The 26,378-nt window shown below is 35.0% G+C and carries 24 protein-coding genes and 1 other RNA gene; 21 read left to right on the top strand and 4 right to left on the bottom strand.

Going from position 1 to position 26,378, the window contains the following annotated elements; all coding sequences use genetic code 11:
* The first annotated feature begins 16 nt into the window (after positions 1 to 16).
* The 11 genes from rsmH (at position 17) to MKY69_RS08145 (ending at position 11,425) form a co-directional block, all read left to right on the top strand.
* A complete protein-coding gene (rsmH, locus tag MKY69_RS08195) occupies positions 17 to 967 on the top strand; it encodes a 16S rRNA (cytosine(1402)-N(4))-methyltransferase RsmH (RefSeq protein ID WP_340791391.1) in 951 nt (316 codons plus the stop codon).
* A 3-nt stretch (positions 968 to 970) separates the two neighbouring features.
* On the top strand, positions 971 to 1,294 hold the full coding sequence (gene ftsL, locus MKY69_RS08190; protein WP_003104409.1) for a cell division protein FtsL: 324 nt from the start codon (positions 971 to 973) through the stop codon (positions 1,292 to 1,294).
* A 3-nt stretch (positions 1,295 to 1,297) separates the two neighbouring features.
* Complete coding sequence (gene pbp2x, locus MKY69_RS08185; RefSeq protein WP_003107513.1) at positions 1,298 to 3,547, top strand: penicillin-binding protein PBP2X; 2,250 nt, start codon at positions 1,298 to 1,300, stop codon at positions 3,545 to 3,547.
* A 1-nt stretch (position 3,548) separates the two neighbouring features.
* Entirely contained in the window at positions 3,549 to 4,556 is a 1,008-nt protein-coding gene (gene mraY / locus MKY69_RS08180; RefSeq protein WP_003107512.1) for a phospho-N-acetylmuramoyl-pentapeptide-transferase, read from the top strand.
* Between the two features lie 82 nt (positions 4,557 to 4,638).
* Positions 4,639 to 5,982 (top strand): DEAD/DEAH box helicase, encoded by a 1,344-nt coding sequence (locus tag MKY69_RS08175; protein ID WP_003103994.1) that lies wholly within the window; start codon positions 4,639 to 4,641, stop codon positions 5,980 to 5,982.
* A gap of 137 nt (positions 5,983 to 6,119) precedes the next feature.
* Positions 6,120 to 6,935 carry a transporter substrate-binding domain-containing protein gene (locus MKY69_RS08170; RefSeq protein WP_003103348.1) on the top strand — a complete coding sequence of 272 codons (816 nt, stop codon included), beginning with the start codon at positions 6,120 to 6,122 and terminating at the stop codon, positions 6,933 to 6,935.
* Between the two features lie 120 nt (positions 6,936 to 7,055).
* Positions 7,056 to 7,859 (top strand): amino acid ABC transporter permease, encoded by an 804-nt coding sequence (locus MKY69_RS08165; protein ID WP_003106039.1) that lies wholly within the window; start codon positions 7,056 to 7,058, stop codon positions 7,857 to 7,859.
* The gene (locus tag MKY69_RS08160; RefSeq protein WP_003107511.1) at positions 7,859 to 8,602 is read left to right on the top strand and encodes an amino acid ABC transporter ATP-binding protein; all 744 of its coding nucleotides are present in this window, start codon (positions 7,859 to 7,861) and stop codon (positions 8,600 to 8,602) included. Before MKY69_RS08165 ends, MKY69_RS08160 begins: the two co-directional genes overlap by 1 nt.
* A 110-nt stretch (positions 8,603 to 8,712) precedes the next feature.
* Positions 8,713 to 8,937 carry a DUF4059 family protein gene (locus MKY69_RS08155; protein ID WP_003104578.1) on the top strand — a complete coding sequence of 75 codons (225 nt, stop codon included), beginning with the start codon at positions 8,713 to 8,715 and terminating at the stop codon, positions 8,935 to 8,937.
* 62 nt (positions 8,938 to 8,999) lie between these two features.
* Positions 9,000 to 9,923, top strand: coding sequence for a thioredoxin-disulfide reductase (gene trxB / locus MKY69_RS08150; RefSeq protein ID WP_003107510.1), 924 nt, complete (start codon positions 9,000 to 9,002; stop codon positions 9,921 to 9,923).
* A gap of 119 nt (positions 9,924 to 10,042) precedes the next feature.
* The gene (locus MKY69_RS08145; protein WP_003107508.1) at positions 10,043 to 11,425 is read left to right on the top strand and encodes an amino acid permease; all 1,383 of its coding nucleotides are present in this window, start codon (positions 10,043 to 10,045) and stop codon (positions 11,423 to 11,425) included.
* Between the two features lie 39 nt (positions 11,426 to 11,464).
* Here the strand turns inward: MKY69_RS08145 and MKY69_RS08140 are convergent, their stop codons facing one another.
* Positions 11,465 to 12,424: an IS30-like element IS1062 family transposase gene (locus MKY69_RS08140; RefSeq protein WP_002360751.1), complete on the bottom strand. Its 960-nt coding sequence runs from the start codon at positions 12,422 to 12,424 to the stop codon at positions 11,465 to 11,467.
* Positions 12,425 to 12,609: 185 nt separating this feature from the next.
* Here MKY69_RS08140 and MKY69_RS08135 point away from each other — a divergent pair, with 185 nt between their 5' ends.
* The 4 genes from MKY69_RS08135 to MKY69_RS08120 all read left to right on the top strand — a co-directional run bounded on the left by MKY69_RS08135 (position 12,610) and on the right by MKY69_RS08120 (position 17,538).
* On the top strand, positions 12,610 to 14,070 hold the full coding sequence (locus tag MKY69_RS08135) for a nicotinate phosphoribosyltransferase (protein ID WP_003105446.1): 1,461 nt from the start codon (positions 12,610 to 12,612) through the stop codon (positions 14,068 to 14,070).
* Entirely contained in the window at positions 14,067 to 14,891 is an 825-nt protein-coding gene (nadE, locus tag MKY69_RS08130) for an ammonia-dependent NAD(+) synthetase (protein ID WP_003108114.1), read from the top strand. Before MKY69_RS08135 ends, nadE begins: the two co-directional genes overlap by 4 nt.
* A 91-nt stretch (positions 14,892 to 14,982) precedes the next feature.
* On the top strand, positions 14,983 to 16,317 hold the full coding sequence (gene pepC, locus MKY69_RS08125; protein ID WP_003103731.1) for an aminopeptidase C: 1,335 nt from the start codon (positions 14,983 to 14,985) through the stop codon (positions 16,315 to 16,317).
* Between the two features lie 91 nt (positions 16,318 to 16,408).
* A protein-coding gene (locus MKY69_RS08120) for an IS3 family transposase (protein WP_445684232.1) occupies positions 16,409 to 17,538 on the top strand; the annotation gives its coding sequence in 2 pieces (ribosomal slippage) (positions 16,409 to 16,682 and positions 16,682 to 17,538; 1,131 coding nt in all).
* 58 nt (positions 17,539 to 17,596) lie between these two features.
* Here the strand turns inward: MKY69_RS08120 and pbp1a are convergent.
* Together pbp1a and recU are read right to left on the bottom strand one after the other, a co-directional pair.
* Positions 17,597 to 19,807, bottom strand: a complete 2,211-nt coding sequence (gene pbp1a, locus MKY69_RS08115; RefSeq protein WP_340791381.1) for a penicillin-binding protein PBP1A — start codon at positions 19,805 to 19,807, stop codon at positions 17,597 to 17,599.
* A complete protein-coding gene (gene recU / locus MKY69_RS08110) occupies positions 19,800 to 20,402 on the bottom strand; it encodes a Holliday junction resolvase RecU (RefSeq protein WP_003105133.1) in 603 nt (200 codons plus the stop codon). Before recU ends, pbp1a begins: the two co-directional genes overlap by 8 nt.
* 78 nt (positions 20,403 to 20,480) lie before the next feature.
* On the opposite strand from recU, the gene MKY69_RS08105 reads away from it, so the two are divergent.
* From MKY69_RS08105 to MKY69_RS08080, 6 genes are all read left to right on the top strand, one after another.
* Positions 20,481 to 20,999 carry an SLOG family protein gene (locus tag MKY69_RS08105; RefSeq protein ID WP_003103895.1) on the top strand — a complete coding sequence of 173 codons (519 nt, stop codon included), beginning with the start codon at positions 20,481 to 20,483 and terminating at the stop codon, positions 20,997 to 20,999.
* A gap of 118 nt (positions 21,000 to 21,117) precedes the next feature.
* Positions 21,118 to 21,441, top strand: a complete 324-nt coding sequence (gpsB, locus tag MKY69_RS08100) for a cell division regulator GpsB (protein ID WP_003107503.1) — start codon at positions 21,118 to 21,120, stop codon at positions 21,439 to 21,441.
* A gap of 14 nt (positions 21,442 to 21,455) precedes the next feature.
* An RNA gene (rnpB, locus tag MKY69_RS08095) (RNase P RNA component class B) lies at positions 21,456 to 21,824 on the top strand.
* 64 nt (positions 21,825 to 21,888) lie between these two features.
* Positions 21,889 to 23,049 carry a THUMP domain-containing class I SAM-dependent RNA methyltransferase gene (locus MKY69_RS08090; RefSeq protein ID WP_003104991.1) on the top strand — a complete coding sequence of 387 codons (1,161 nt, stop codon included), beginning with the start codon at positions 21,889 to 21,891 and terminating at the stop codon, positions 23,047 to 23,049.
* 4 nt (positions 23,050 to 23,053) lie between these two features.
* Positions 23,054 to 24,574, top strand: coding sequence for a cell division site-positioning protein MapZ family protein (locus tag MKY69_RS08085; RefSeq protein ID WP_045407605.1), 1,521 nt, complete (start codon positions 23,054 to 23,056; stop codon positions 24,572 to 24,574).
* A 270-nt stretch (positions 24,575 to 24,844) separates the two neighbouring features.
* The gene (locus MKY69_RS08080) at positions 24,845 to 24,982 is read left to right on the top strand and encodes a hypothetical protein (RefSeq protein WP_003107500.1); all 138 of its coding nucleotides are present in this window, start codon (positions 24,845 to 24,847) and stop codon (positions 24,980 to 24,982) included.
* Positions 24,983 to 25,057: 75 nt separating this feature from the next.
* Here MKY69_RS08080 and MKY69_RS08075 read toward each other — a convergent pair whose 3' ends face one another.
* Complete coding sequence (locus MKY69_RS08075; RefSeq protein ID WP_003105588.1) at positions 25,058 to 25,540, bottom strand: S-ribosylhomocysteine lyase; 483 nt, start codon at positions 25,538 to 25,540, stop codon at positions 25,058 to 25,060.
* Between the last annotated feature and the right edge of the window lie 838 nt (positions 25,541 to 26,378).

Below are 26,378 nucleotides of genomic sequence, written 5' to 3'. Positions count from 1 at the left end.
TGTTAAAATTAAAGTTATGACAAAAGAATTCCACCATATTACAGTTCTTCTTAACAAGACCGTCGATATGTTAAATGTAAAGCCTGATGGTATCTATGTTGATGCTACTCTAGGTGGTGCTGGTCACTCAGCATATTTATTATCTCAATTAAATGAAAATGGGCATTTGTATTGTTTTGACCAAGATCAAAAAGCAATCGATAATGCACAGGTCTTTTTGAAACCCTTTATTGATAAAGGACAAGTAACTTTTATAAAAGATAACTTTAGGAATCTTAAGTCAAGATTAGCTAGTTTAGGTGTTACTGAAATCGATGGTATTCTGTATGATTTAGGTGTTTCTAGTCCGCAACTTGATGAACGAGAACGTGGTTTTTCATACCGTCAAGATGCACCTCTTGATATGAGAATGGACACAGAAGCTGAATTGACTGCTTATCAGGTTGTTAATCATTATGCCTTTAATGATTTGGTGCGTATTTTCTTCCGATACGGTGAGGATAAATTTTCTAAACAGATCGCAAGAAAAATTGAACAAGCCAGAGAAATTAAACCGATTGAAACGACAGCTGAATTAGCGGAGCTTATCAAATCAGCTAAACCAGCCAAGGAATTGAAGAAAAAAGGGCATCCTGCAAAACAAATCTTTCAAGCAATCCGGATTGAGGTTAATGATGAATTAGGTGCTGCAGAAGAATCTATCCAACAAGCAATGGATATCCTAGCTTTGGATGGAAGAATTTCTGTCATTACCTTCCATTCCCTTGAAGATCGATTAACCAAACAATTATTTAAAGAAGCAAGTACAGTTGATGTTCCAAAGAATATTCCAATTATTCCAGAACATCTGCAACCAAAATTTGAATTGGTTTCAAGAAAACCGATTCTGCCTAGTCTTGAGGAATTAGAAGTAAACAACCGCGCCCACTCGGCAAAATTGCGTGTCGCAAGAAAAATTCGGGTATAAACTATGAATAATGAAAAAAGAAGTCAAGAAGTTACTTCTGCCTTACAAAAGAGAATAAGAACTTTCTCTCGAGTTGAGAAAGCTTTTTATACTGCATTGATTTTGACAGCTATTACCATGTCAGTAAGTATTATTTTTTTACAGAGTCGAAAATTGCAACTGCAACAAGATATTACCGCTTTAAATAGAAAAATCGATGATAAAAAAACAGAACTCAATAATGCACGACAAGAAGTTAATGAATTATCACGACGTGATCGTATTATTGATATTGCTGGTAAAGGTGGTTTGAGTATCCAGAATGATAATATTAAGAAGGTCAAATAGTAGATGAATAAGTTTATTAAAGGTTTTATTGATTACGCCGTACGTGATCGGAAAACACCTGTGAAAAACAGAGAACATGTTGGACAAAACATGATGATATTAAGTATCTTTCTCTTTTTTGTCTTTATCATTAACTTTGTGATTATTATTGGAACTGATAAAAAATTTGGTGTTAACCTTTCTGAAGGGGCGAAGAGTGTTTATCAAGAAACGGTAACAGTTCAAGCTAAACGTGGAACAATCTATGACCGAAATGGGATAGCAATAGCTATTGACTCAACGACATATAGTATTTATGCTGTTTTAGACAAATCGTTTGTTTCAGCAACTGGTGAAAAGTTATATGTTCAACCATCACAATTTGACACTGTTGCTTCAATTTTAAACAAGCAATTGAAAATGAAGAAGACTGATGTTATCAAGCAACTAAAACAAAAAGGCCTATTCCAAGTTTCTTTTGGAACAACTGGTTCGGGTATTTCTTATAGTAAGATGACTACCATTCGTCGTGAGATGGAAAAAGCTAAGATAAAAGGTGTTGCCTTTACAACTAGTCCGGGTAGAATGTATCCTAATGGGACATTTGCTTCTGAATTAATTGGACTAGCTTCGCTAAATGAAAACAAAGATGGTAGTAAAAGTTTAGTTGGTAAAACTGGTTTAGAATCTTCCATGAATGATATACTGTCAGGTCGAGATGGAACTATTACTTATGAAAAAGATAAGAATGGGAATACTTTGCTTGGAACAGGAAAAACAGTAAAGAAAGCAGTTGACGGGAAAGATGTTTATACAACTATTTCAGAACCAATTCAAACTTTCTTAGAAGCCCAAATGGATGTCTTCCAAAAAGAAACTAAAGGGGTCTTATCAAGTGCTACCTTGGTAAATGCAAAGACAGGGGAAATTTTAGCCACCTCTCAAAGACCAAGTTATAATGCGGATACTTTGGAAGGGTTAAATAATAAAGACTATAATTGGAAAAGTGCCTTGTATCAGAATAATTTTGAACCTGGTTCAACAATGAAAGTTATGACTTTAGCCTCTTCAATTGATGATGGTGTTTTTGAGCCAAATGATGTCTATAGTAGTGTAAATGGTCTTACTATTGCCGATGCCACTATTCAAGACTGGAATGTCAATGAAGGAATTTCAACTGGTCAATATATGACTTATGCCCAAGGTTTTGCCTTTTCAAGTAACGTTGGGATGACAAAGTTAGAACAAAAAATGGGTGGAAAGACTTGGCTTGATTACCTTTCGAAATTTAAATTTGGATTCCCAACTCGTTTTGGTATAGGGGATGAAGAATCTGGTATTTTCCCAGGTGATAACATTGTTACACAGGCAATGAGTGCTTTTGGACAAGGGATTTCTGTAACAGAAATTCAAATGTTAAGAGCCTTCTCGGCAATTGCTAATGATGGTGTTATGCTAGAGCCAAAATTTATTAGCAAGATATATGATCCAAACAATGGCAGTTACCGAACTTCTCAAAAAGAAGTGGTCGGAAAACCAGTATCGAAAAGGGCTGCTAGTGAAACTAGAGATTATATGGTCACTGTAGGAACAGATCCTGTATTTGGGACACTTTATTCAAAATCCACTGGACCTATTATTAAAGTTGGAGATTTACCTGTAGCTGTTAAATCTGGTACGGCCCAAATTGCTGCAGAAAATGGAAGTGGTTATCTTGATGGCGGTCTAACCAACTATGTTTATTCAGTTGTTGCAATGGTCCCATCTGATAATCCTGATTTTGTCATGTATGTAACAATTCAACAACCAGAACACTGGAGTGGGATGTTTTGGCAAGATGTGGTTAATCCAGTCCTAGAAGAAGCATATCTGATGCAAGAAACTCTAACTGAACCAGTTCCAGATGCCACTAGCGGTTCTGAATATAAGCTGCCTGATTTCATAGGTCAAAATCCTGGAAATACAGCTGATGAATTACGGCGTAATTTAATTCAACCAGTTGTTTTGGGAACAGGTAAGAAAATTGTTAAGGTTTCTAAGTCAAAAGGAACGAAATTAACTGAAAATAAACAAATCCTGGTTTTGACTGACAAATTTACAACTTTACCAGATATGTATGGTTGGACAAAATCAAACGTCAAAAAATTTGCCAAATGGACAGGAATTGAAGTAAAATATAAGGGTTCGAATTCTGGAACTGTAATTAAACAAAATATTGAAGTTGGTAAAGCACTTCATAAAATTAAAAAAATAACAATAACACTAGGAGATTAACATGTTTTTAACTATCATAGCAGCAATCATATCTTTAGTATTGACTGCTCTTGTCATGCCATTTTTTATAAAGTACTATCAATTGAAAAAAATTGGTGGCCAACAAATGCATGAAGATGTTAAACAACATTTAGCAAAAGCTGGGACACCAACGATGGGTGGGACAGTCTTTCTCCTTGTTGCGACCCTAATATCATTTATTTTTGCTTTACTATTTTATCGCCAAAGCAATAGTTTTGGACTGATTTCAGGGATTCTATCAGTAGTTGTTATCTACGGATTTATCGGCTTCTTTGATGATTTCTTGAAAATATTTAAACAAAAAAATGAAGGTTTAACGGCTCGACAAAAGTTTGCATTACAGATTATTGGAGGCTTAATTTTCTATTTCCTTCATGTCTTACCAAACGGCATTGATGCAATAAATATCTTTGGTTATCACTTACCATTAGGGATCTTCTACGTTTTATTTGTACTCTTTTGGGTTGTTGGTTTTTCTAACGCAGTCAATTTAACAGATGGTATTGATGGTTTAGCTTCAATCTCAGTTGTTATTTCGCTCATTGCCTATGGTTTTATTGCTTTTTTCCAAAATCAGTTTGATGTCCTATTATTAATTGGTGTTATGACTGGTGCATTACTTGGTTTCTTCCTATTCAATCATAAACCTGCTAAAGTGTTTATGGGCGATGTTGGTAGTTTGGCGCTTGGTGCTTTATTAGCAGCAATCTCAATTGCTTTACGCCAAGAATGGACATTACTTATTATTGGTATTGTCTATGTTTTCGAAACAACATCAGTAATGATGCAAGTTTCTTATTTCAAATATACAAAGAAAAAATTTGGTGAAGGTCGTCGTATCTTTAGGATGACTCCTTTCCACCATCACTTGGAATTAGGTGGACTAACTGGCAAATCTGACCGTTGGTCTGAATGGAAGGTTGATGCCTTCTTATGGTCAGTTGGCTTAGTTGCAAGTTCAATTGTTTTAGCAATTTTATATTTATAAAGTGATTTGCAGTGCAGATGATGCACTGCATTTTGCTTGTCTTTAGCTTTAATGTTATAATATGAGAGAAAAAGAGGTTAATATGTCATTTAAAGATTATAATTTTAAACAATACATTCAGGATGCCCTGGATGCAATCAAGTTTACTGAACCAACTGATGTTCAGAAAAAACTTATTCCAATCGTTAATTCTGGTCGTGATTTAGTAGGTGAATCAAAAACTGGGTCTGGTAAGACTCATACTTTCTTGTTGCCAATTTTTGAGAAATTGGACGAAGATTTAGCACAAGTTCAAGTTTTAATCACGGCACCAAGTCGTGAATTAGCTACTCAAATTTTTGATGCAGCAAAACAAATTGCAAGCCATTCAGATAAAGAAATTCGTTTAGTTAACTATGTTGGTGGAACAGATAAACTCCGTCAAATTGAAAAATTGAAAGTTTCTCAACCTCATATTGTTGTGGGGACACCAGGACGGATTTATGATTTAGTTAAATCAGGTGATTTAGAAATTCATAAAGCAACAACATTTGTTGTTGATGAAGCTGATATGACAATGGATATGGGATTCCTAGACACTGTTGATAAAATTGCGTCAGCTCTTCCCAAAGCGGTACAAATTTTAGTCTTTTCAGCTACTATCCCACAAAAATTACAACCATTTTTGAAAAAATATCTAACTAATCCAGTTATTGAACAAATTAAAACTCAAACAGTGATTGCGGATACCATCGAAAATTGGTTAGTGTCAACTAAAGGTAGAGATAATAATAGTCAGATTCTGTCCATTCTCCAAAACATGAATCCCTATTTAGCTATGCTATTTGTTAATACAAAAGAAAGAGCAGATGAACTTCATTCTTTCCTTGTTGCTAATGGACTTAAAGTAGCTAAAATTCATGGTGGTGTTCCGCCAAGAGAACGTAAACGGATTATGAACCAAGTTAAAAAGCTTGACTTTCAGTATATCGTAGCGACAGACCTAGCTGCGCGAGGAATCGACATTGAGGGTGTGAGTCACATAATCAATGATGCAATTCCCCAAGATTTATCATTCTTTGTGCACCGTGTTGGTCGTACTGGTCGTAATGGTATGTCGGGAACAGCTATCACCCTTTATAAGCCTAGTGATGATTCTGATATTAAAGAACTTGAAAAATTAGGAATTCAGTTTGTACCAAAAGTGTTGAAAAATGGGCAATTTGAAGATACTTATGATCGTGATCGTCGTCAATCAAGAGAAAAATCATATAAGAAGCTTGATACTGAGATGATTGGTCTTGTTAAAAAGAAAAAGAAAAAAGTTAAGCCAGCCTATAAGAAAAAAATTCAATGGGTTGTTGATGAAAAGCGTCGTAAAGAACGTCGTGCGGAAGGCCGTGCTAAGGGTCGTGCTGAACGTAAATCAAAGAAACAAAGTTTCTAATCTGAATAAAAAGATAGTCCAAAAGGGCTCTCTTTTTTTGTGATAAAAATTTATTATTGCCTTGATAGAAAAGCTGTATTAGATAGACAATTCAATTTTTGCTACTATAGTGACATAAGAAAAAAGGGGTTACGAGAATGAAAAAATTGATAACAGGATTTATGGGCATACTTTTATTACTAATGGCAATTGGTATTTCAACTGTGAAGGCTGATACTAAGGAAGAAGTTATTGTAGCCACTGATAGTGCGACAAAACCATTTACATATAAAGAAGGTAAAAAGGACACAGGATATGATATTGAGGTACTAAAAGCAGTCTTCAAAGACTCAAAAAAGTATAAGTTATCTGTGCAAACAGTAGCTTTTCCATCAATCTTAACAGGAATTGATGCGGGACGTTACCAAATTGCTGCCAATGACTTTGCCTTCAGTAAAGAAAGAGAAGCAAAATATCTCTTTTCAAGTCCAATTTCTAAATCTAATTTTGCAATAGCCACTAAAGGCAAAACAGATATATCACACTTGAAAGACCTGTCTGGTAAGAAAACGCAGGGAATTTCTGGAGCAAACTATATGCAAATTATGGAAAAATGGAATAAACAAAATCCAGACAAAAAACCGATTGGTTTAACGTATGCTGGTTCGTCTACACCATATACACAACGTTTACAAATGCTTGAAGATGGGCAATTAGATTTCCTTTTGTATGATGCCATTTCTTTAAAAACGGCAATTAAGGACCAAGGATTTGATTTGAAAGTAACCAACTTGAAAGGGCAAGTAGGAGATGAAAAGGATGGCTTAGAGTATTTTATCTTTTCTCAAGATGATAAAGGAAAAGAACTACAAATTTACGTCAATAAGAGACTAAAGAAACTAAAAAAATCTGGACAACTAAAAAAATTGAGTCTCCAATTCTTTGAAGATGACTTTGTTTCCTCAATTAAATAACTAAAAACCTTGTCACTGGTTGGTGATAAGGTTTTTCTATTAAGGTCATAGTATATTCATATTTTACAGATTTAAGAGGCAATGATAGACTATAGGGTACTATTATTAAAAGGAGTTGCTATGTCACATTTATATTTAGCCAGTTCATGGGATTGGTTTCATCAGTTAACAGCAAAAATACCAGAAGGAAAATTATTTAGTTGGCGAGCTGTCTTTGATGCTATTCCAGATATTATTAATCGCTTACCAATTACTTTGTTGCTCACAATCATTGGTGCAATTATTGGCTTACTTTTAGCACTGCTTTTTGCTATTGTAAAAATTAACCGTGTAAAAGTACTCTACCCGATTCAAGCGGTCTTTGTTAGTTTTCTTAGAGGCACACCAATTCTTGTTCAATTAATGTTAACCTATTATGGGATACCTTTATTTCTAAAATATTTGAACCTTACATATGGGCTTAATTGGAATATAAATGCAATTCCTGCGTCATTCTTTGCGATTACAGCTTTTGCCTTTAACGAGGCAGCTTATATGAGTGAGACTATTCGCGCAGCAATTCTTTCTGTCGATGATGGAGAAATTGAGGCTGCTAAAAGTCTGGGTATGTCCAATAAACAAGTCTATCAAAGGGTTATCGTTCCCAATGCGGCAGTAGTTGCGACACCCACATTAATCAATGGCTTGATTGGCTTGACCAAGGGTACATCTTTAGCCTTTAATGCAGGAATTGTTGAAATGTTTGCGCAAGCCCAAATTCTCGGTGGGTCGGATTACCGTTATTTTGAGCGCTATATTTCGGTAGCTTTAGTTTATTGGTTAATTAGTTTCTTTGTCGAACAGCTAGGCGCATACATTGAGCGACGAATGGCCATTCCGGCTCCGAAACAAGTCAGTGATAAAATGATTGGAGAACTACGCTAATGATTAACATCTCACATTTAAGCAAGAGCTTTTCAGGACAAAAAGTTTTGGACGATATTTCGTTGACCATTGAGAAAGGACAAGTTATTGCCTTAGTTGGCTCATCTGGAGCTGGTAAATCAACATTTTTAAGGAGCTTAAATTTTTTGGAAAAACCGGATTCAGGTCTACTAACAATCGGCGACAATACATTTGACTTAGAAAAAATTTCAGGTGATGATATTCTCTTATTAAGACGTAAATTGGCTATGGTTTTTCAGCAGTTTAATTTATTTGAACGCAGAACAGCACTAGCAAATGTCAAAGAGGGTTTAACTGTTGTTAAAAAAATGTCGGATAAAGAGGCGACAGCGATTGCTCAGGAAGAACTGGCAAAAGTTGGTCTTTCTGATCGTCAAAATCACTACCCAAGACATTTGTCGGGTGGACAAAAACAGCGTGTGGCCCTGGCGCGTGCGTTAGCCATGAAACCAGACGTTTTATTATTAGATGAACCAACTTCAGCACTAGACCCTGAATTAGTAGGTGAAGTAGAGAAAGCCATTGCCTTAGCCGCCCAATCAGGACAGACAATGATTTTAGTAAGTCATGATATGGATTTTGTTTATCAAGTAGCTGACAAAGTACTATTTTTAGATCAAGGGAAAGTGATTGAATCTGGCTCACCTGAGGAAATTTTTAATTCACCAAAAGAAGAACGGACCAAAGCATTCTTTATGAAATATTCAAATTCCATTTTATAATTTATTTTTTTTACAAATAATTTGATATAATAGTAAAGTCTAGGTTTACCTGGGCTTTTTCTTGTCAGAGGACGGGAAAAAGAAAAAGTGTTAAGTGGGAGAAGGAAGCTATGTTACAAGAATTATTTGGTCTTTATGTGCAAGGACTTTTCTTATCATCAATTACGGTCCTCATTATTTGCTCCCTTTGGATGTTGATAAGAGCTAGAAGTAAGAAAGATAAAACAGCTTCTGAAAAACAAGCTTTTCTTTATGAAATGATCACCATTGCCATCCTACTGATACCAATAGTATCTTTTGCATTTATGAGTATCTTGATAGTCTTAAAATCATAATTTTTGCATTAGCATGTAGACACTGATAAAATGATGAAAGAAACAAACAAGGAGAAAAACAGATGTATGATACGCTAATAATTGGCTCTGGCCCTGCTGGGATGACAGCAGCTTTATATGCAGCGAGAAGTAATCTCAAAGTTGGTATTATTGAACAAGGTGCCCCAGGTGGACAAATGAATAATACCTCAGAAATTGAAAATTATCCTGGTTATGACAATATTACTGGGCCTGAGTTATCAATGAAAATGTTTGAACCACTTGAGAAATTCCATGTCGAACATATCTATGGGATTGTTGAGAAGGTCGAAGATTTAGGAAATGTAAAACGTGTTTGGGCAGACGATGAACATTATGATGCAAAGACAGTCATCGTGGCCACAGGGGCAAAATATAAGCTCTTAGGTGTACCTGGTGAGGAAACTTATACTAGTCGTGGTGTATCTTATTGTGCAGTCTGTGATGGTGCATTCTTCAGAAATCAAGACCTACTAGTTGTTGGTGGTGGAGATTCAGCAGTTGAAGAAGCTATCTATTTGACGCAATTTGCAAAGTCTGTCACTGTCGTGCATCGTAGAGACCAATTACGTGCTCAGAAAATTTTGCAAGACCGTGCTTTTGCTAATGAAAAAGTAAGCTTTATTTGGGACTCAGTTGTTGAAGAAATAAAAGGTAGTGATATCAAAGTTTCATCAGTAGCTATAAAAAATGTCAAAACAGGGCAAGTCACTGAACTTGAATTTGGTGGTGTCTTCATCTATGTTGGGATGATACCAGTGACAAGCATGGTTAAAGATTTGGGTATCTGTAATGCAGAAGGTTGGATTGAAACAGATGACCATATGCGCACTAAAACGCCAGGAATCTTTGCAATCGGTGACGTACGACAAAAAGATTTAAGACAAATCACAACTGCAGTGGGTGATGGTGCTATTGCAGGACAAGGTGTTTACCATTATATCGAAAATTTACCAGTAGAGAAGTAAGAGTAAAGACCAGTCATTGAAGAAGTGATTGGTCTTTACCAATACTTTTTGATTAGCTAATGTTGTCAATTTTCTGAAAATATAGTATAATTATCATATTTTATTGAACGGAGTTAAGAATGTCAAAAGAAAAACAGTCAGAAGATAATGAACTTGAGAATGGGATGGTTCGTGGTTTACAGAATCGACATGTCCAATTAATTGCTATTGCAGGTACTATTGGAACAGGTTTATTTATGGGGGCGGGTCGCTCAATTGCTTTAACAGGACCTTCAATTATATTGATTTATATCCTTACAGGCGTCTTCATGTACCTCATGATGCGTGCTATTGGGGAGATGTTGTATTATGATCCAGATCAGCACACATTTATCAACTTTATCACAAAATATATTGGACCAGGTTGGGGACATTTCTCCGGTCTTTCTTATTGGGTTTCATTAGTTTGTATCGGTATGGCCGATCTTACTGCCGTTGGTACCTATGTCCAGTATTGGTTCCCTCATTGGCATGCTTGGCTTATTCAGTTAGTTTTCCTTGCAATATTAGCATCAGTCAATTTGATTGCGGTTCGATTATTTGGGGAAACAGAATTTTGGTTCGCGATGATTAAAATCGTGGCTATTTTATCTTTAATTGCAACTGGTATTTTTATGGTCATGACAGGATTTAAAACACCTGAAGGGCATGCTAGTTTAGCTAATATTAGCAATCATTTCTCAGTGTTTCCGAATGGTATCTTAAAATTCTTGATGGGCTTCCAAATGGTTTTCTTTGCTTACCAAGCCATTGAATTTGTTGGTATCACAACATCAGAAACTGCTAATCCAAGAAAAGTTTTACCTAAAGCTATTAAAGATATTCCTGTTCGTATTGTTATCTTCTATGTTGGGTCACTAATTTCAATTATGGCAATTGTTCCTTGGACTGATTTACCAGTTAATCAGTCACCATTTGTTATGGTCTTTCGTTTACTTGGTATCAAATGGGCTGCTGCTTTAATCAACTTTGTTGTATTAACGTCTTCAGCATCTGCATTAAACTCAGTATTATACTCAACTGGACGTCATATGTATCAATTAGCTAATGAAAATCCAAATAAATTAACTAAAGATTTAAAACTAAATACCTTATCAAAACAAGGTGTTCCAAGTCGTGCGATTATTTTTTCAGCAATTGTTGTTGGTATATCAGCAATTTTTACTATCATTCCTGGAATCTCTGATGCTTTTGCCTTAATTGCAGCATCATCATCAGGTGTATATATTGCTATCTATGCTCTTACCATGATTGCTCATTGGAAATATCGTCAGTCTGCTGACTTTATGCCAGATGGTTTCATAATGCCAGCTTATAAAATTACAACTCCAATTACACTTGTTTTCTTTGCCTTAGTATTTATCTCATTGTTCCTTCAAAGTTCAACATATATTGGAGCAATTGGTGCCACAGTCTGGATTGTCGCATTTGGGATCTACTGTAATAGACGATTTAATAAATAAAAAGATGATAATTATCATCTTTTTTTATTTTATTAATTGTCAAATTAAGTTAGACAATTCCTCTTTGCATATGTGACTCAAGAATACTTCTATTGGTGTTTTATAGTTTAATGATTTTCGAGGGATATTATTTCTTTTCGATGCAATAGATTGGATAAAAGATTCATCAACTTCGTTGAAATCCATTTGCTTTGGTAAACCATCTTTACGTAATAAACCATTAGAGTTTTCATTTAACCCTCTTTGTGATGGTGTACCAGGATCTGCAAAATAGATATCAATATCATTTATATTACTGATTGATTTCCAATTTGAAAATTCCTTTCCACAATCAAAAGTCATTGATTTGAATAGATGCTTAGGTACAGATTGCATCCATTGGTTCAAACGATTTTCAATATCTATAGCTCGTCTGCCTTCTGGCTGAAGAGTGATGATTACTTTAGATAATCGCTCAACGAGGGTAATAACAGCACTTTTGTGCTTTTTACCCACAATAGTATCCCCTTCAAGGTGGCCAAATTCTTGATTGAATTTAGAATAATCATTTCCTCTGTCACGAAGTGATCGACGAAAAGATTGTTTTCCCCGAGTTTCTTTGTGTCCGTTGGCTTTACGTTTTCCTTTCATAGGTAGGTGAGTCACTTCAAATACGCCTTGTTTAAACATACGATAAAGTGTACGCATAGAACAAGAAATAGAAAACTCTGCACGGCCAACAATCACATCAGGTGTCCAACCTTGAACAACCCTCTTTTGAATATATTCTGTTTGTTCATCTGATAAGACAATAGGACGTCTGCCACAGCGAGTTTTATTCTTCTTGTATTGATTGAAATAATCTAGAGCATTGTGCCCTGTTTTGAAAAATTGGTAAACTTTATGAATCGTTTGTCTAGATCTATTCAATAGTACTGCGGTTTTAGCTACAGATTGATGATTATTATAATACGCCTCTATCATTGCAAGTTCATTTGATGTAAGATGGGTATAGGTCATTTGTCTTCACTCCTTATAATTCTTTTGCGGGAACTATCTTGAGTGTAGCACAAATGACTTTTTTATTTGTCTAGCTTAATTTTACAATCGGCGTTTTATAAAAACTTTAATATATAAACCAAGAGAACTAAAGACTTGTCAAAATTGTGTTATAATATTAACAATAATTTAAAGGAGTCACCTCAATGTATAAAGATGACAGTTTAACACTTCATACTGATTTATATCAGTTAAATATGATGCAAGTTTATTTTGAGCAAGGCATCCATAATAAAAATGCGGTTTTTGAAGTCTATTTTCGGAAGGAACCATTTGAAAATGGCTATGCTGTTTTTGCTGGTTTAGAAAGAGTCGTAAACTATCTGGAAAATTTATCATTTTCAGAAACAGATTTGGCTTACTTAATGGACTTAGGTTATAATCAGGCTTTTCTTGATTATTTGTCAAATATGAAATTGGAATTGACTGTTCGCTCTGCTAAAGAGGGAGATTTAGTTTTTGCCAATGAACCAATTGTTCAAATCGAAGGACCTCTTGGGCAGTGTCAACTTGTCGAAACAGCCTTATTGAACATTGTTAATTTTCAAACCTTGATTGCTACAAAAGCAGCGCGTATTCGTTCCGTAATAGAAGACGAACCTTTACTTGAATTTGGTACTAGACGTGCACAAGAATTAGATGCTGCTATCTGGGGCACCCGCGCAGCTGTTATTGGTGGTGCAAATGCGACTAGTAATGTACGTGCTGGTAAGCTCTTTGATATCCCTGTTTCAGGAACTCATGCTCATGCATTAGTTCAAACTTACGGCAATGATTACCAAGCTTTTAAAGCTTATGCTCAAAGTCATAAGGACTGTGTCTTCCTTGTGGATACTTATGATACGCTTCGTGTGGGTGTACCTAATGCAATAAAAGTTGCCAAGGAAATGGGCGATAAGATTAATTTCCTAGGTGTTCGTTTAGATTCAGGAGATTTGGCTTATCTGTCAAAAAAAGTACGCCAACAATTGGATGAGGCTGGTTTTCCAGATGCAAAAATTTATGCTTCAAATGATTTAGATGAAGAAACGATTTTGAGTTTAAAAATGCAAAAAGCAAAAATTGATGTTTGGGGTGTTGGGACAAAACTTATCACTGCATACGATCAACCTGCTTTAGGTGCTGTTTATAAAATTGTTTCTATTGAAGATGATAATGGAAACATGCGTGATACTATTAAACTTTCCAACAATGCTGAAAAAGTCTCTACTCCAGGTAAAAAACAAGTATGGCGGATTACAAGTCGTGCTAAAGGGAAATCAGAAGGTGATTATCTAACCTTTACAGATATTGATGTTAATCATTTAACAGAAATTGAAATGTTCCATCCGACCTATACTTATATCAATAAAACCGTAAAAGATTTCGATGCAGTTCCGCTTTTGGTTGACATCTTTGTGGATGGTAAACGAATCTATGATTTACCAAGTTTGAAAGAAATTCAAGATTATGCACGCAGAGCATTTGATAACCTTTGGGATGAGTATAAACGTATTTTAAATCCGCAAGATTATCCAGTTGACTTAGCGCGTGATGTTTGGGAAAATAAAATGGCACTCATTGACAAAATTCGTAAAGAAGCATTGGGAGCAGGTGACTTAACATGACATTACAAGAGGAAATCATCAAACAACTAGGTGTTAAACCGACAATTGAACCACTTGAGGAAATTAGAAAATCTGTGGACTTTTTAAAGGCATACATGCTTAAACATAGCTTTTTAAAGACACTTGTTTTAGGGATTTCTGGTGGACAAGATTCAACCCTTGCGGGCCGATTAGCTCAAATTGCAATTGCTGAATTAAGAGCAGAACAAAATGACAGTAGTTACCAATTCATCGCAGTTCGTTTACCATATGGTGTTCAAGCGGATGAATCGGATGCTCAAAAAGCATTATCATTTATCATGCCTGACCAATCATTAACTGTTAATATTAAAGAGGCAGTTGATGCACAAGTTGAAGCTTTAGAACAAGCAGGAGTTGTGGTTTCTGATTTCAACAAAGGAAACATCAAGGCACGTCAACGGATGATTACCCAATATGCTATAGCAGGACAAACCAGTGGGGCAGTGATTGGAACAGATCATGCAGCTGAAAATATTACTGCTTTCTTTACTAAGTTTGGTGATGGCGGTGCAGATATCTTACCATTGTTTAGATTGAACAAGCGTCAGGGAAGAGCCTTATTGAAAGAGCTGGACGCTGATAAATCACTTTATGAAAAAGTACCGACTGCGGATCTGGAAGAAAATAAACCAGGTATTGCTGACGAGGTAGCATTGGGGGTAAACTACAATGATATTGATGATTATTTAGAAGGTAAGCAAATTAGCAAAGATGCTCAGAATAAAATTGAATCTTGGTGGAATAAAGGCAAACATAAACGGCATTTACCAATTACAATTTTTGATGATTTCTGGAAATAAAAAGTAAAAAGTTAGGGAAACCTAACTTTTTTGTATTGAAGAAATTTAAATAAGGAATATAATAGAAGAGTAAATAAAAATGGAGGACACTATGACAGAACTTACAAAAAACTTCACAGAAAAATTGTTCAATCAATATGAGACAAATGCTAAATTTTCAGCAGTAGAAAATGCAGTTACTCATAATGGCTTGTTAAAATCACTAGAAACTAGACAAAGTGAAATTGACAATAATTTTGCTTTTTCAATTGATTTAACCAAGGATGAAGTATCAAATCAAAAAGCATCCGGAAGATGCTGGATGTTTGCCGCATTAAATACATTCCGTCACAAATTAATCACAGATTTCCAATTAGAGAACTTTGAGCTTTCTCAAGCTCATACATTCTTCTGGGATAAATATGAAAAATCAAATTGGTTTATGGAACAAGTTATTGCAACAGCAGACCAAGAGTTAACTAGTCGTAAAGTTAAATTTCTTTTAGATGTACCTCAACAAGACGGTGGTCAATGGGATATGGTAGTAGCTTTATTTGACAAATATGGAGTTGTTCCAAAATCAGTTTATCCAGAATCTATTTCATCAAGTAATAGTCGAGAATTGAATCAATATCTCAATAAGTTATTGAGACAAGATGCTCAAATTTTGCGTGAGCTAATTTCGTCTGGTCAAAAAGAGGAGACTATTCAGAATAAGAAAGAAGAACTACTAACAGAAATATTCAATTTCTTAGCTATCAACCTCGGATTACCTCCTCGTCAATTTGACTTTGCATTCCGTGATAAAGATAATAATTATCAAGCAGAAAAAGCAATTACACCTAAAGCATTCTATGAAAAATATGTGGGATTAAAGCTATCTGACTATGTTTCTATTATTAATGCGCCAACAGCTGATAAACCATATGGAAAGGCATATACGGTTGAAATGCTTGGAAATGTTGTAGGTGGTCCAGAAGTTCGTTACTTAAATGTTGAGATGAACAGATTCAAAGAATTAGCTATTAAACAAATGGAAAGTGGCGAAACTGTTTGGTTTGGTTCAGATGTTGGTCAAGTATCGGATAGACAAAAGGGAATCTTAGCAACAAATACTTATGATTTTACATCAAGTATGGATATTGTTTTGAGTCAAGATAAAGCTGGTCGACTAGACTATAGTGAAAGTTTAATGACACACGCTATGGTTTTAACAGGAGTTGATTTAGATCAATATGGTACTCCAATTAAATGGAAGGTAGAAAATTCTTGGGGAGATAAGGTTGGTGAAAAGGGCTACTTTGTTGCTTCAGATGCCTGGATGGATGAGTACACTTATCAAATTGTTGTTCGAAAAGAATTTTTAGCAGAAAATGAATTAGCTGCTTTTGAAGGAGAAGCTCAGGTATTAGCACCTTGGGACCCAATGGGAGCTTTAGCAAAATAAAAAAATCGGAGATTCGGCACTGCACCCAATAAATGAGACACAAGAAAAACACTCCTGTAGAATTCTAGTAAAATAGAATCAGGAGTGTTTTATTATGGTCAAAAAAGCTTACTCGTTAGAAACCAAATTAGCCTGTATTGAAATGAAGAAATCAGGTAAGCCCGAAAAAGTTATTATGGATAGACTTGGTATTAAAAATAAAAGCCAGATATATACATGGTGGCGCTGGTATCAAAAAGGAGAAACGTATCGTTTTCATCAACCTGTAGGTAAGCAATATACTTACGGTCAAGGAATGGAACAGTTATCAGAAGTTGAGCAATTAAAACTACAAGTTGAACTTTTAAAAAAGTATCAAAGCTTGATGAGAAAATCGATAAAGTAACACTCATCAAGCTTGTTGATTACTACAGATATCAGTATCCATTAGGTTTTATTCTGGACTGTTTTAAGGTCTCACGCTCAACCTATTATCGGTGGAAATCTAATATCAAGCCTCCTATTCATGATAGTCTTATCGAAAAAGTTGAAGAGCTCTGCTTAAAATATAAGTTTATATATGGTTATAGAACCATTACAAGTCTTCTAAAGAAAGAGTTTGGGATTAATGCCAATGTAAAGAAAGTCTATCGTATCATGAAGAGCAGAGGGTGGCTATGTCGCACTAGAATAAAGAAGTCCCCTAAATTAGGTAGGCCATACTACGTCACAGACAATAAGCTAGACCGTGACTTTAAGGCAACCAGACCATTACAAAAACTAGTTACAGATATTACTTATCTCAACTTTGGAAAAACTACCTTATACTTGTCATCTATTATGGACCTTTATAATCGTGAAATTGTGGCCTATACTATTTCAGATACACAGGACAATGATCTTGTACTTGATACCCTTAATCAACTTGATTTAGAATCAGGAGTCCTATTACACAGTGATCAAGGATCTGTCTATACATCACATGCTTACTATCTCGCTTGTATTGAAAAAGGCATTACCCGCTCAATGTCTCGAAAAGGGACACCTGCAGATAACGCCTGTATTGAATGGTTTCACTCCGCTTTAAAGACTGAAACCTTTTATCTCCAAGATAGGAGAAAACACAACAAAGTTAGTATAACAAATATTGTTAAAAATTACATAACATTTTATAATGAAACTAGAATTCAACGTCATTTAAAAAACCAATCTCCTGTTCAATTCAGAAAATTGGTTTCATAAGAGTGTTTTTCTTCTGTCCCACTATTGGGGTGCAGTGCCATTCCTCCGATTTTTTTATTTATTGACCAGCTGTTCCATTACCATTTCCTGGTCTTACGCTAGGAGTAGTGTCACTCGTAGGAGGCGTAGTACTGGGATCTGTTTCAGATGCAGTCGATGAATCAGAACTTTCAGGTGTAGAAGCACTAGCATTACTTGAATTTGAATCTGATGAAGCTTGTGAGCTACTTGAATTACCATAGATGTTATTGTAAACTGAACTACCATAATTATTATTAGTGGTGTATGTTCCACTTAAATAGAGGAAGCCACCACTGCGATATAAACCAGTTGGCATTAACCAGTCTTCACTATATCCTTCAGTGACATAAGCCATCATATTGCGGTATACACTTGTTGCTACCTTCAAGCCTTCTCCATACACTGGAGTTAGACGGCTTTTATAACCAGTCCAAACTGCCATGGCATATTTATTAGTAAATCCGACAAAGTTCTCGTCTGGAGCCATTGTTCCAACATAATCAGGATATAGTCCAGTTTCTGCCGAAATTTTTGCAAGCTCATCATCGGTATAGTTTGAAGTTCCTGTTTTACCAGCTTGAACAACGCCAGGAATCTGTGCATCAACCCCTGTACCATAAGTTAAAACGGTTTTCATCATATCTGTCATCATGTAGGCCGTTGTTTCTTTCATAGCACGGGAGCCTTTATTTTCAAAGACTTTTTTTGTACCATCACTAAATTCAATTTTGTTGATGTATTGAGGTTTGTAATATGTACCACCGTTTGCAAATGCAGCATAGGCTATAGCCATTTTTTCACTGCTTGCACCATACTTGTCTCCAGTACCACTGTTATTACTTGAGATAGCATTTGAATAATTCATTTCAGGATAGTCAATACCTAAACCATTCAGGAATGATTTAGCTGTTTCTAAACCTGCAGCTTCAAGTGCTCTAACTGCTGGAACATTACGTGATTGTTGGATAGCAGTTTGAATGGTCATCCAACCATTGTACTTACGATCCCAGTCATATAGTTGTGTTTGTGTTCCAGGCCAGTAGTAGATGGAGTCATTTGTTGATTGTGATGTTGAATTATATGTTCCAGATTCAATTGCTGGAGCATAAGCAGAAATTGGTTTCATAGTTGAACCCCAATCTCGGTCAGTCAGAACAGCTTGGTTTGTTCCAAATGAAACATTTGAATCTTGATTTCTACCACCTAACTGAGCAATTACATGTCCATTTGTTACATCTACAATTGTTGAAGCTACTTGGAATTTATCATCAGGGTAGTAAACATAATCCTCAGTGTTATAAATATCATAAAGACGTTGTTGGGCATCAGGAACTAAATTTGTATAAACTTTAAGACCTGATGTAAAAATATCTTTATTAGTTTCGGATTTAACTTGTGCAATTGCTTGCTTCAAATAATTATCTATATATTTAGGATAACTTGAAGTCTGTTTTAAGGGTTTTAATCCATCATTGACAGGTGTGTTAATTGCTTCATCATATTCTGATTTAGTTAAATTTTTATCGTGATACATTTGTTGCAGTACCACATTACGGCGAGTAGTTGCTGCTTGAGGATTTGCATATGGATCGTACTGATTAGGTGCTTGTGGTATCCCAGCAAGTAAAGCTAGTTGAGCAAAAGATAAATCTTTTAAGTCTTTCCCATAATATGCTTTAGAAGCTGTTAACATACCATAGTTCCCATTTCCCATATAAACTTTATTGATATAGAAAGTTAGGATTTCTTGCTTAGTATATTTTCTCTCCATTTTAAGTGATAGCCAAACTTCTTGAGCTTTACGTTTCAATGTTTGGTCAGATTCCTTAGTAGAGAAATAAGCTAACTTGATAAGCTGTTGGTCTAAAGTTGAACCACCTTGAGTACTAGAGCTTGTTAAGTTATGGAAAGCTGCTCCCAGGATACGATATAAGTCCACTCCTCGATGATTGAAGAAACGTTTATCTTCAATTGAAGTGATGGCATTAACCAAATTTAACGGAATGCTGTCAGCTGTAACGTTTTCTCGTTTTTCGGACCCGAGGTCAGCAATTAATTTATTGTTTGCATCATAAACCAAGCTGGAATTAGTTGACTTAAGTGATGTTTCTGAAAGTTTTGGAGCTGAACTTACATAAAATGCGAATAAAAGTCCGCCGAAAAGAATTGAAATAATGATAAAACTAAGGATACCTGCGATTGCATATTTTAGTATTTTTCTAACTGTTGGATTTTTGATTTTAATCACCGCCTATAAAATTTTCTTCTATAATATCTAAGTAAGGAACCTGAGGAAAGGCTCCAATAATTATCGGGAAACTGTTTTTTTTGATATAATCAAGTGGCATTGACTTGTTGCCCTTATCAATTTGATAAAAAGCTATCAATTTTTCAGCTGGAAGATAATATGTTTCTTTTAGAGTTGAAAAGTGTAAAAGGACAAAGCAAATTCCCTTTTGTTCTAAAACCGAAGCCATATGCTCTATCTGATGTGCATGGAAATTCTTCATGGGCATGGCCGTTTTTTGCCGTGTTTCCTTGGCTTCGAAATCTATATAGTACCCTTTATATACACCGGAATAGTCAGTAGTGGAAGCTTGTCTGAAATAAGCTTCGACAATTTTGGCTCGACTTCGATGTGGATAGTCAACTTTGACAATTTGTATTGGTGTAGGTTTTTTATGGATAACAGCAAGATGTCGAGAGAGGTAATAATCATTTGTGGCATTAATTGCTGCTTCAAATGACATCCCACGATTTGCAAAATCAACTTTTGACTCTTTTTTCTTTGTTTGAACAGGGCTTGCATTTTTCCGTTTAAGATGATGAGGGTAGTTAACCATTGTTCTCCTATCTTCATTGACTTAATGAGAAATTTAAGCATTCTTATTATATCATAATTTCTGAAAGGTTTACATAAAATGACTGCAATTCTAATCAGTGGCTATAGGAGTTCCGATTTAGGAATATTTCAAGATAAAGATAAGCGAATTCCATATATCAAAATAGCTATAAAGAAAGATATTATTGCATATATAGAAGAAGGAATTGAATGGTTTATCTTTACTGGTAACTTAGGATTTGAATATTGGGCTCTTGAGGTTTGTCAAGAATTAAAAAATGATTACCCTATTAATTTGGCAACAATATTTATCTTTGAAAATCACGGTGAGAATTGGAACGAGAGTAACCAGAATAAGTTACGTGTCTTTCGTCAAGTTGATTTTGTTAAATATTGTTTTCCGTCATATGAAAATCCAGGCCAGTTTAAACAATACAATCAGTTTTTAGCGGATAATACAGATAAAGCTTACATCTTTTATGATGAAGAAAATGTCACAAATTTGAAGTATCTAGTTAAATTTTTAAAAGCACAACCAGGCTATTTAGTTGATTCGTTAACCTTTGAACGACTTAATGAAATAGTAGAAGATCAGTAATCTTATTTTAATAGTAATAACTATTTTAATACTTGCTTTTTAGTTTGTTTTTCTGTATGATTAATAGTGATATCAGAATTCTGACATCAGAGAAGAAAGACCGGTCGGAGAGTATAGAATGACAAGTATTATTTATAGTCCAAAGGACATTTTTGAACAAGAATTTAAAACAAGTATGCGGGGCTTTGATAAAAAAGAAGTTGATGAATTTTTAGACAATGTTATCAAAGATTATGAAACATATATTGCTGAAATTGAAGGATTGAAATCTGAAATTGAACAGTTGAAACGCCAAGGAAATCAAGCTCGAAGTAACATTCAAGAAGAACGTCCTGCTCCTGTTCAACCAACTAGAGTGACTCAAACAGCCACTAATTTTGATATATTAAAACGCATTAGCCGACTTGAAAAAGAAGTTTTTGGCAAACAAATTGTAGAGTAATAAGCTAATGTGCAATTTTTGGATAATCGCGTAGTATTTCAATACTATGAGGAAAGTCCATGCTAGCACCGGCTGTGATGCCGGTAGTGTTTGTGCTAGGCGAAAAAATAAGCCTAGGGATGCAGAAATGCATTACGGCGAAAGAACGAGCTAAGTCTTCGGATATGTTTTAGTATTTCTGAAAGTGCCACAGTGACGCAGTTTCTATGGAAACGTAGGAAATGGAACGCGGTAAACCCCTCAAGCTAGCAACCCAAACTTTGGTCGGGGCATGGAATAGATTGGAAACAAGAACGAGCTATTCTGACTGTTATACGGTAGACAGATGATTATCGAAGGAGATGATACCTAGTCATCTCTGGAACAAAACATGGCTTATAGAAAATTGCATAATAGGTTAAGCTAGCTATTGCTAGCTTTTATTTAATTAAGAGAAAGAAATTTGAAATGAAACAAAATTTTAAACTGGTTGCAACAGTTGCCGCAGGTCTTGAATCTGTAGTTGGAAAAGAAATCAAAAACCTTGGTTTTGATTGTAAAGTTGAAAATGGTAAGGTCTTTTTTGATGGTGATGTAGAAGCTATCATTAAAACCAATTTATGGTTACGTGCTGCCGATAGAATTAAAATTATCGTTGGTCAGTTTCCAGCCCGTACTTTTGAAGAACTCTTTCAAGGGGTAACCAATTTAGATTGGGAAGACTATATTCCACTGGGAGCTAAGTTTCCAATTGCTAAAGCGAAATGTGTTAAATCTAAATTGCATAACGAACCGAGTGTTCAAGCTATTACCAAAAAAGCTGTTGTTAAAAAACTTCAGAAACATTACCATCGTCCCGAGGGTGTCCCTCTACAAGAGATTGGTGCAGAGTTCAAATTAGAAGTTTCCATTCTTAAAGATGTGGCGACAATTATGATTGATACAACTGGTACAAGTTTATTTAAGCGTGGGTACCGTAGTCAAAAAGGTGGCGCACCAATTAAAGAAAATATGGCAGCAGCCATCTTAGCTTTAACAAATTGGTACCCTGATAAGCCCTTGATTGATCCAACTTGTGGTTCTGGTACATTTTGTATTGAAGCAGCTTTAATTGGGATGAATATTGCACCAGGATTTAATCGCTCATTTGCTTGTGAAGAGTGGAATTGGGTAGATAAAGACTTAGTTGAAAAAGTCAGAAATGAAGCAGACGAACAAGCTAATTACGATGTTAAATTAGATATTTCAGGCTTTGATATCGATGCCCGTCTAATTGAGATTGCTAAAGAAAATGCTGTTGAGGCAGGTTTAGCAGATGTCATTACCTTTAAACAGATGCGTTTACAAGACTTGAAAACTGATAAAGTTAATGGAGTACTGATTTCTAATCCACCATATGGTGAACGATTACTGGATGACAAAGCTGTTGACATTTTGTATAATGAAATGGGTCAATCCTTTGCACCACTAAAAACATGGAGCCAATTCATATTAACTAGTGATGAAAATTTTGAAAAGAAATTTGGAAGAAAAGCGGATAAAAAACGTAAACTTTATAACGGCACCTTAAAAGTAGATTTATATCAATTTTATGGTGAGCGTGTGAAGAGAAATCTTGCAGAGAGGTAATATCGTGTCAGAAGAAAATAAAGATCTTGAAATTAACCAAGAAGGTCAGTCCCTTGATATAGATCAAGCTAAAAATATGACTGTTGGTGAAGCAGTTCGTAAGGATTCAGAAATCAAAGCAGGCGTGACTGAAAATGATAATATCCTTGATAAGTATATTAAACAGCATAGAGAAGAAGTGGCATCACAAAAATTTGATACCAAATATTCTGACTTAGAAACGCTTGATACAGAAACACTTGATAACTTTATTAAAAAACAACGAGAAGAACTGTCGAAATCTGAACAAGAAGAAATAATTTCAGAAGAGCCAAATCAAACTGAAGAAGATTCAGGTGCTGCTGGCGCAGCAATCGCTGGCGCTGGTGCTGGAATTGGTGCATCAACTCTCGCTTCTGATCCAGTAGTTGCTGAAGATAAAAATGAAGCAGTGTCAGAATCAACTGAGTCAAGACAAAGTATTCTTGCTGATAATGAAAAACCTAGAAAATCTTCTGGCAAGATGAAAAAAATTCTAGCAAGTTTGCTCGCGTTAATTCTATTAATCTTAGCTATCTTCTTTGGAATGGATTATCTAAAAGGGTCATCCACAAGTACAAAGACAGATCCTTCAACAAAACAAACTACTAGTAAAAAAGAAAAATCGTCAAGCGCAGCAATAGCCAAAAAGAAAAACAAAGCATTTACAGATGGTTATGCCGGTTTCTTTACTGATGAGAAAAAAGATAAGTTGAAAAATGAATCTTTTGCAAAATTAGGCGATTTGGAAACAGCTCTTAAAGATTTAAAAGGTACTGCATATTACGACAAAGCTAAAGAAAAATTTGATGCTTTGAAAAAGCAAGTTACAGCTATCGAGGCCGTTAATGGTAAATTCTCTACTGAGGCCATTAAAGATGGTAAGAAAATTAGCGCTACCGTTAAGTCAAATGCCAAGTTTGATGATTTGAAAGATGATTTAGTTAATACTGGTAATCCAAGTTTAGATCTCTTAATTCAATCGGCAATTAAAGACGGTCGTGATCAATTGAGTAAAAAAGCTGAGGCAGAAAAGGCGGCTGCAAGCAAAAAAGCTGAAGAAGATAAGAAAGCTGCTGATGCTGCAGAACAACAAGGTCAAGCAAACGCTGCTGCAAGTGCTAATCAAGCTGCAGGTTCAACCACTAACAATGGTTCATCTGCAAATACCAATAATGCAGCTCCAAGTACACAAATTCCTTCAGGTAACTATTCAGGTCTTCAACGAGATTTATCTCGTGTCCCTTATAATAGCGCTGTGATCGCAGATACAACTAATCCTGCTTGGCTATTTAGCCCAGGTATTCTAGAAAAAATTGTTGCAACAGCTCAAGCTCGTGGTTATATTTCAGGAAATAATTATATCTTAGAACCAGTAAACATTGTAAATGGTAATGGTTACTACAATATGTTTAAAGCTGACGGAACTTATTTGTTCTCTATCAACTGCAAAACTGGATTCTTTGTGGGTAACGCCAAAGGACATTCAGACGGTTTAGATTATTAAAAAAGAGAGAAGGAAACTTCTCTTTTTTATTTTATGACAGTTTAGGTCGTATATTAACCGTTTAGGATGAATCGTTCATAATCAGGCAGTAAATGATACACTTCGTTTGATTACCCAACATATTCTTCGGAGGTTTTTAAGGAAGTATTTTATAAGAATAAACTTGTTAAAGTTTGGCAAATTTCAAAAGAGGGAGCACAACTAAAGCGGGTTCCAGCGGCTTTTGAAAGAAATTATTTCCAATGGATTGATAATTATGTTCGTAATTTTATGGTTGGGCTTGACCCAGATGCTTCTACAAATACAAAAAATGGTTTGATTGGTTATACTGCTGGTGGTGGCTTTGCGGGCTATCATATGTATCAAAATGCCTATATTGGAGACTGCTTTGATGCAATAAATCATTAGATTATCAGTGCTACTATTTTGCTAAACATTATCAAGTCAAGACAGAAAAAAGATAGAGAAAATTCTCTATCTTTTTTAGATAAAATGACGATTAAAAGCATCATCCGAGATACCTTGTGAGAGAATCAATTTTGCCCATTCTTTGGCAGAAAAGAGGCTGTGATCCTTATAATTTCCACAAGACTCAATTGTTGTTCCAGGTACATCTTCCCAAGTAATTTCATCAGCAATTTCTTCTAAACAAGATTTAATCACATTGGCAATTTCCGATGCAGAGTGTTGCCCCCACATAATCAAATGAAAGCCTGTACGACAACCAAAGGGTGAACAATCAATCATTCCGTCTATCCTTTGACGAATCAGTTTGGCTAACAAATGTTCAATTGTATGCAGTCCTGCAGTTTCAATAGAATTATGATTTGGTTGGACTAAACGTATATCAAAATTAGTAATGATGTCACCTTTAGGTCCTTTATCCTCCGAAATTAATCGAATATACGGTGCTGTGACAATTGTATGATCTAATTCAAAACTTTCTACAATAACTTCTTTTACCATGCAAAGACTCCTCTTCATTTTTTGATACTATCATACCATAAAATAGGTCATTATTGAGTATTGACCATTTCACTTTTGGAAAATGCAGAGCAAATTATAAGTAGCTAGTAGCTATGATGACAAGTTCGGCTAAAAACGTACTTACAGAAACTGTAATAATAGTTCCTTTAAAGGTATTTGATACAATATTTTGCAGAATATTAGGCTACTTTGTCAGTAAAGTCAACCACACATAAATTGTAACCATATTAACAATTCGATCGAAATTTTTCTTTTATTATGTGGAAAACCGGTGTCATTACAAATAAAAGTTATATCCATTATTCTTCTTTCGATTAGAGCACCATTTATCTTTCACGGGCTTTCATTTATCATAAATCCACCAACTATTTATCGTATCGCCCTCTTTTATATGAGATATAGTTTCTTGAATTGCCATTTCTTTTGTTACGTTTTCATCCGTAAGTCGATATTTTATAAATATTTTTAGTAAATGACGATAGAAATTCGACTTAAAAAAAGGGAATTTTAATGTATTCCTAAGTTTAATTTGTAAAAATTTTTGGAGTTCTTTTGTCTTATTCGACATGTTAATTCTTTAGTGAGATTTCTGTAAGACTAATATGTTAATTTTTATGGTAAATAGGCAGTATTGTTTTTCTATAGTCCTATAAAAATTTTTGATAGGCATTCAATTGTTCAAAACTTAAAAACGTGTCTTAATATGTAATAAAAAACAAGAATAAAATAAAAGGAAGGTTTAATTGGGTATTAATCAAATTAGGTACTTTATTTCCATAAATGGCTGTAATATAAAGCTTTTGTAGTTGCAGAACTA

It is taken from the genome of Streptococcus sp. FSL R7-0212 (assembly GCF_038007985.1).
GTDB lineage: Bacteria > Bacillota > Bacilli > Lactobacillales > Streptococcaceae > Streptococcus > Streptococcus parauberis.
Note: the sequence above shows the minus strand (reverse complement) of the source record. Positions and strands in the feature narration are given on the sequence as shown.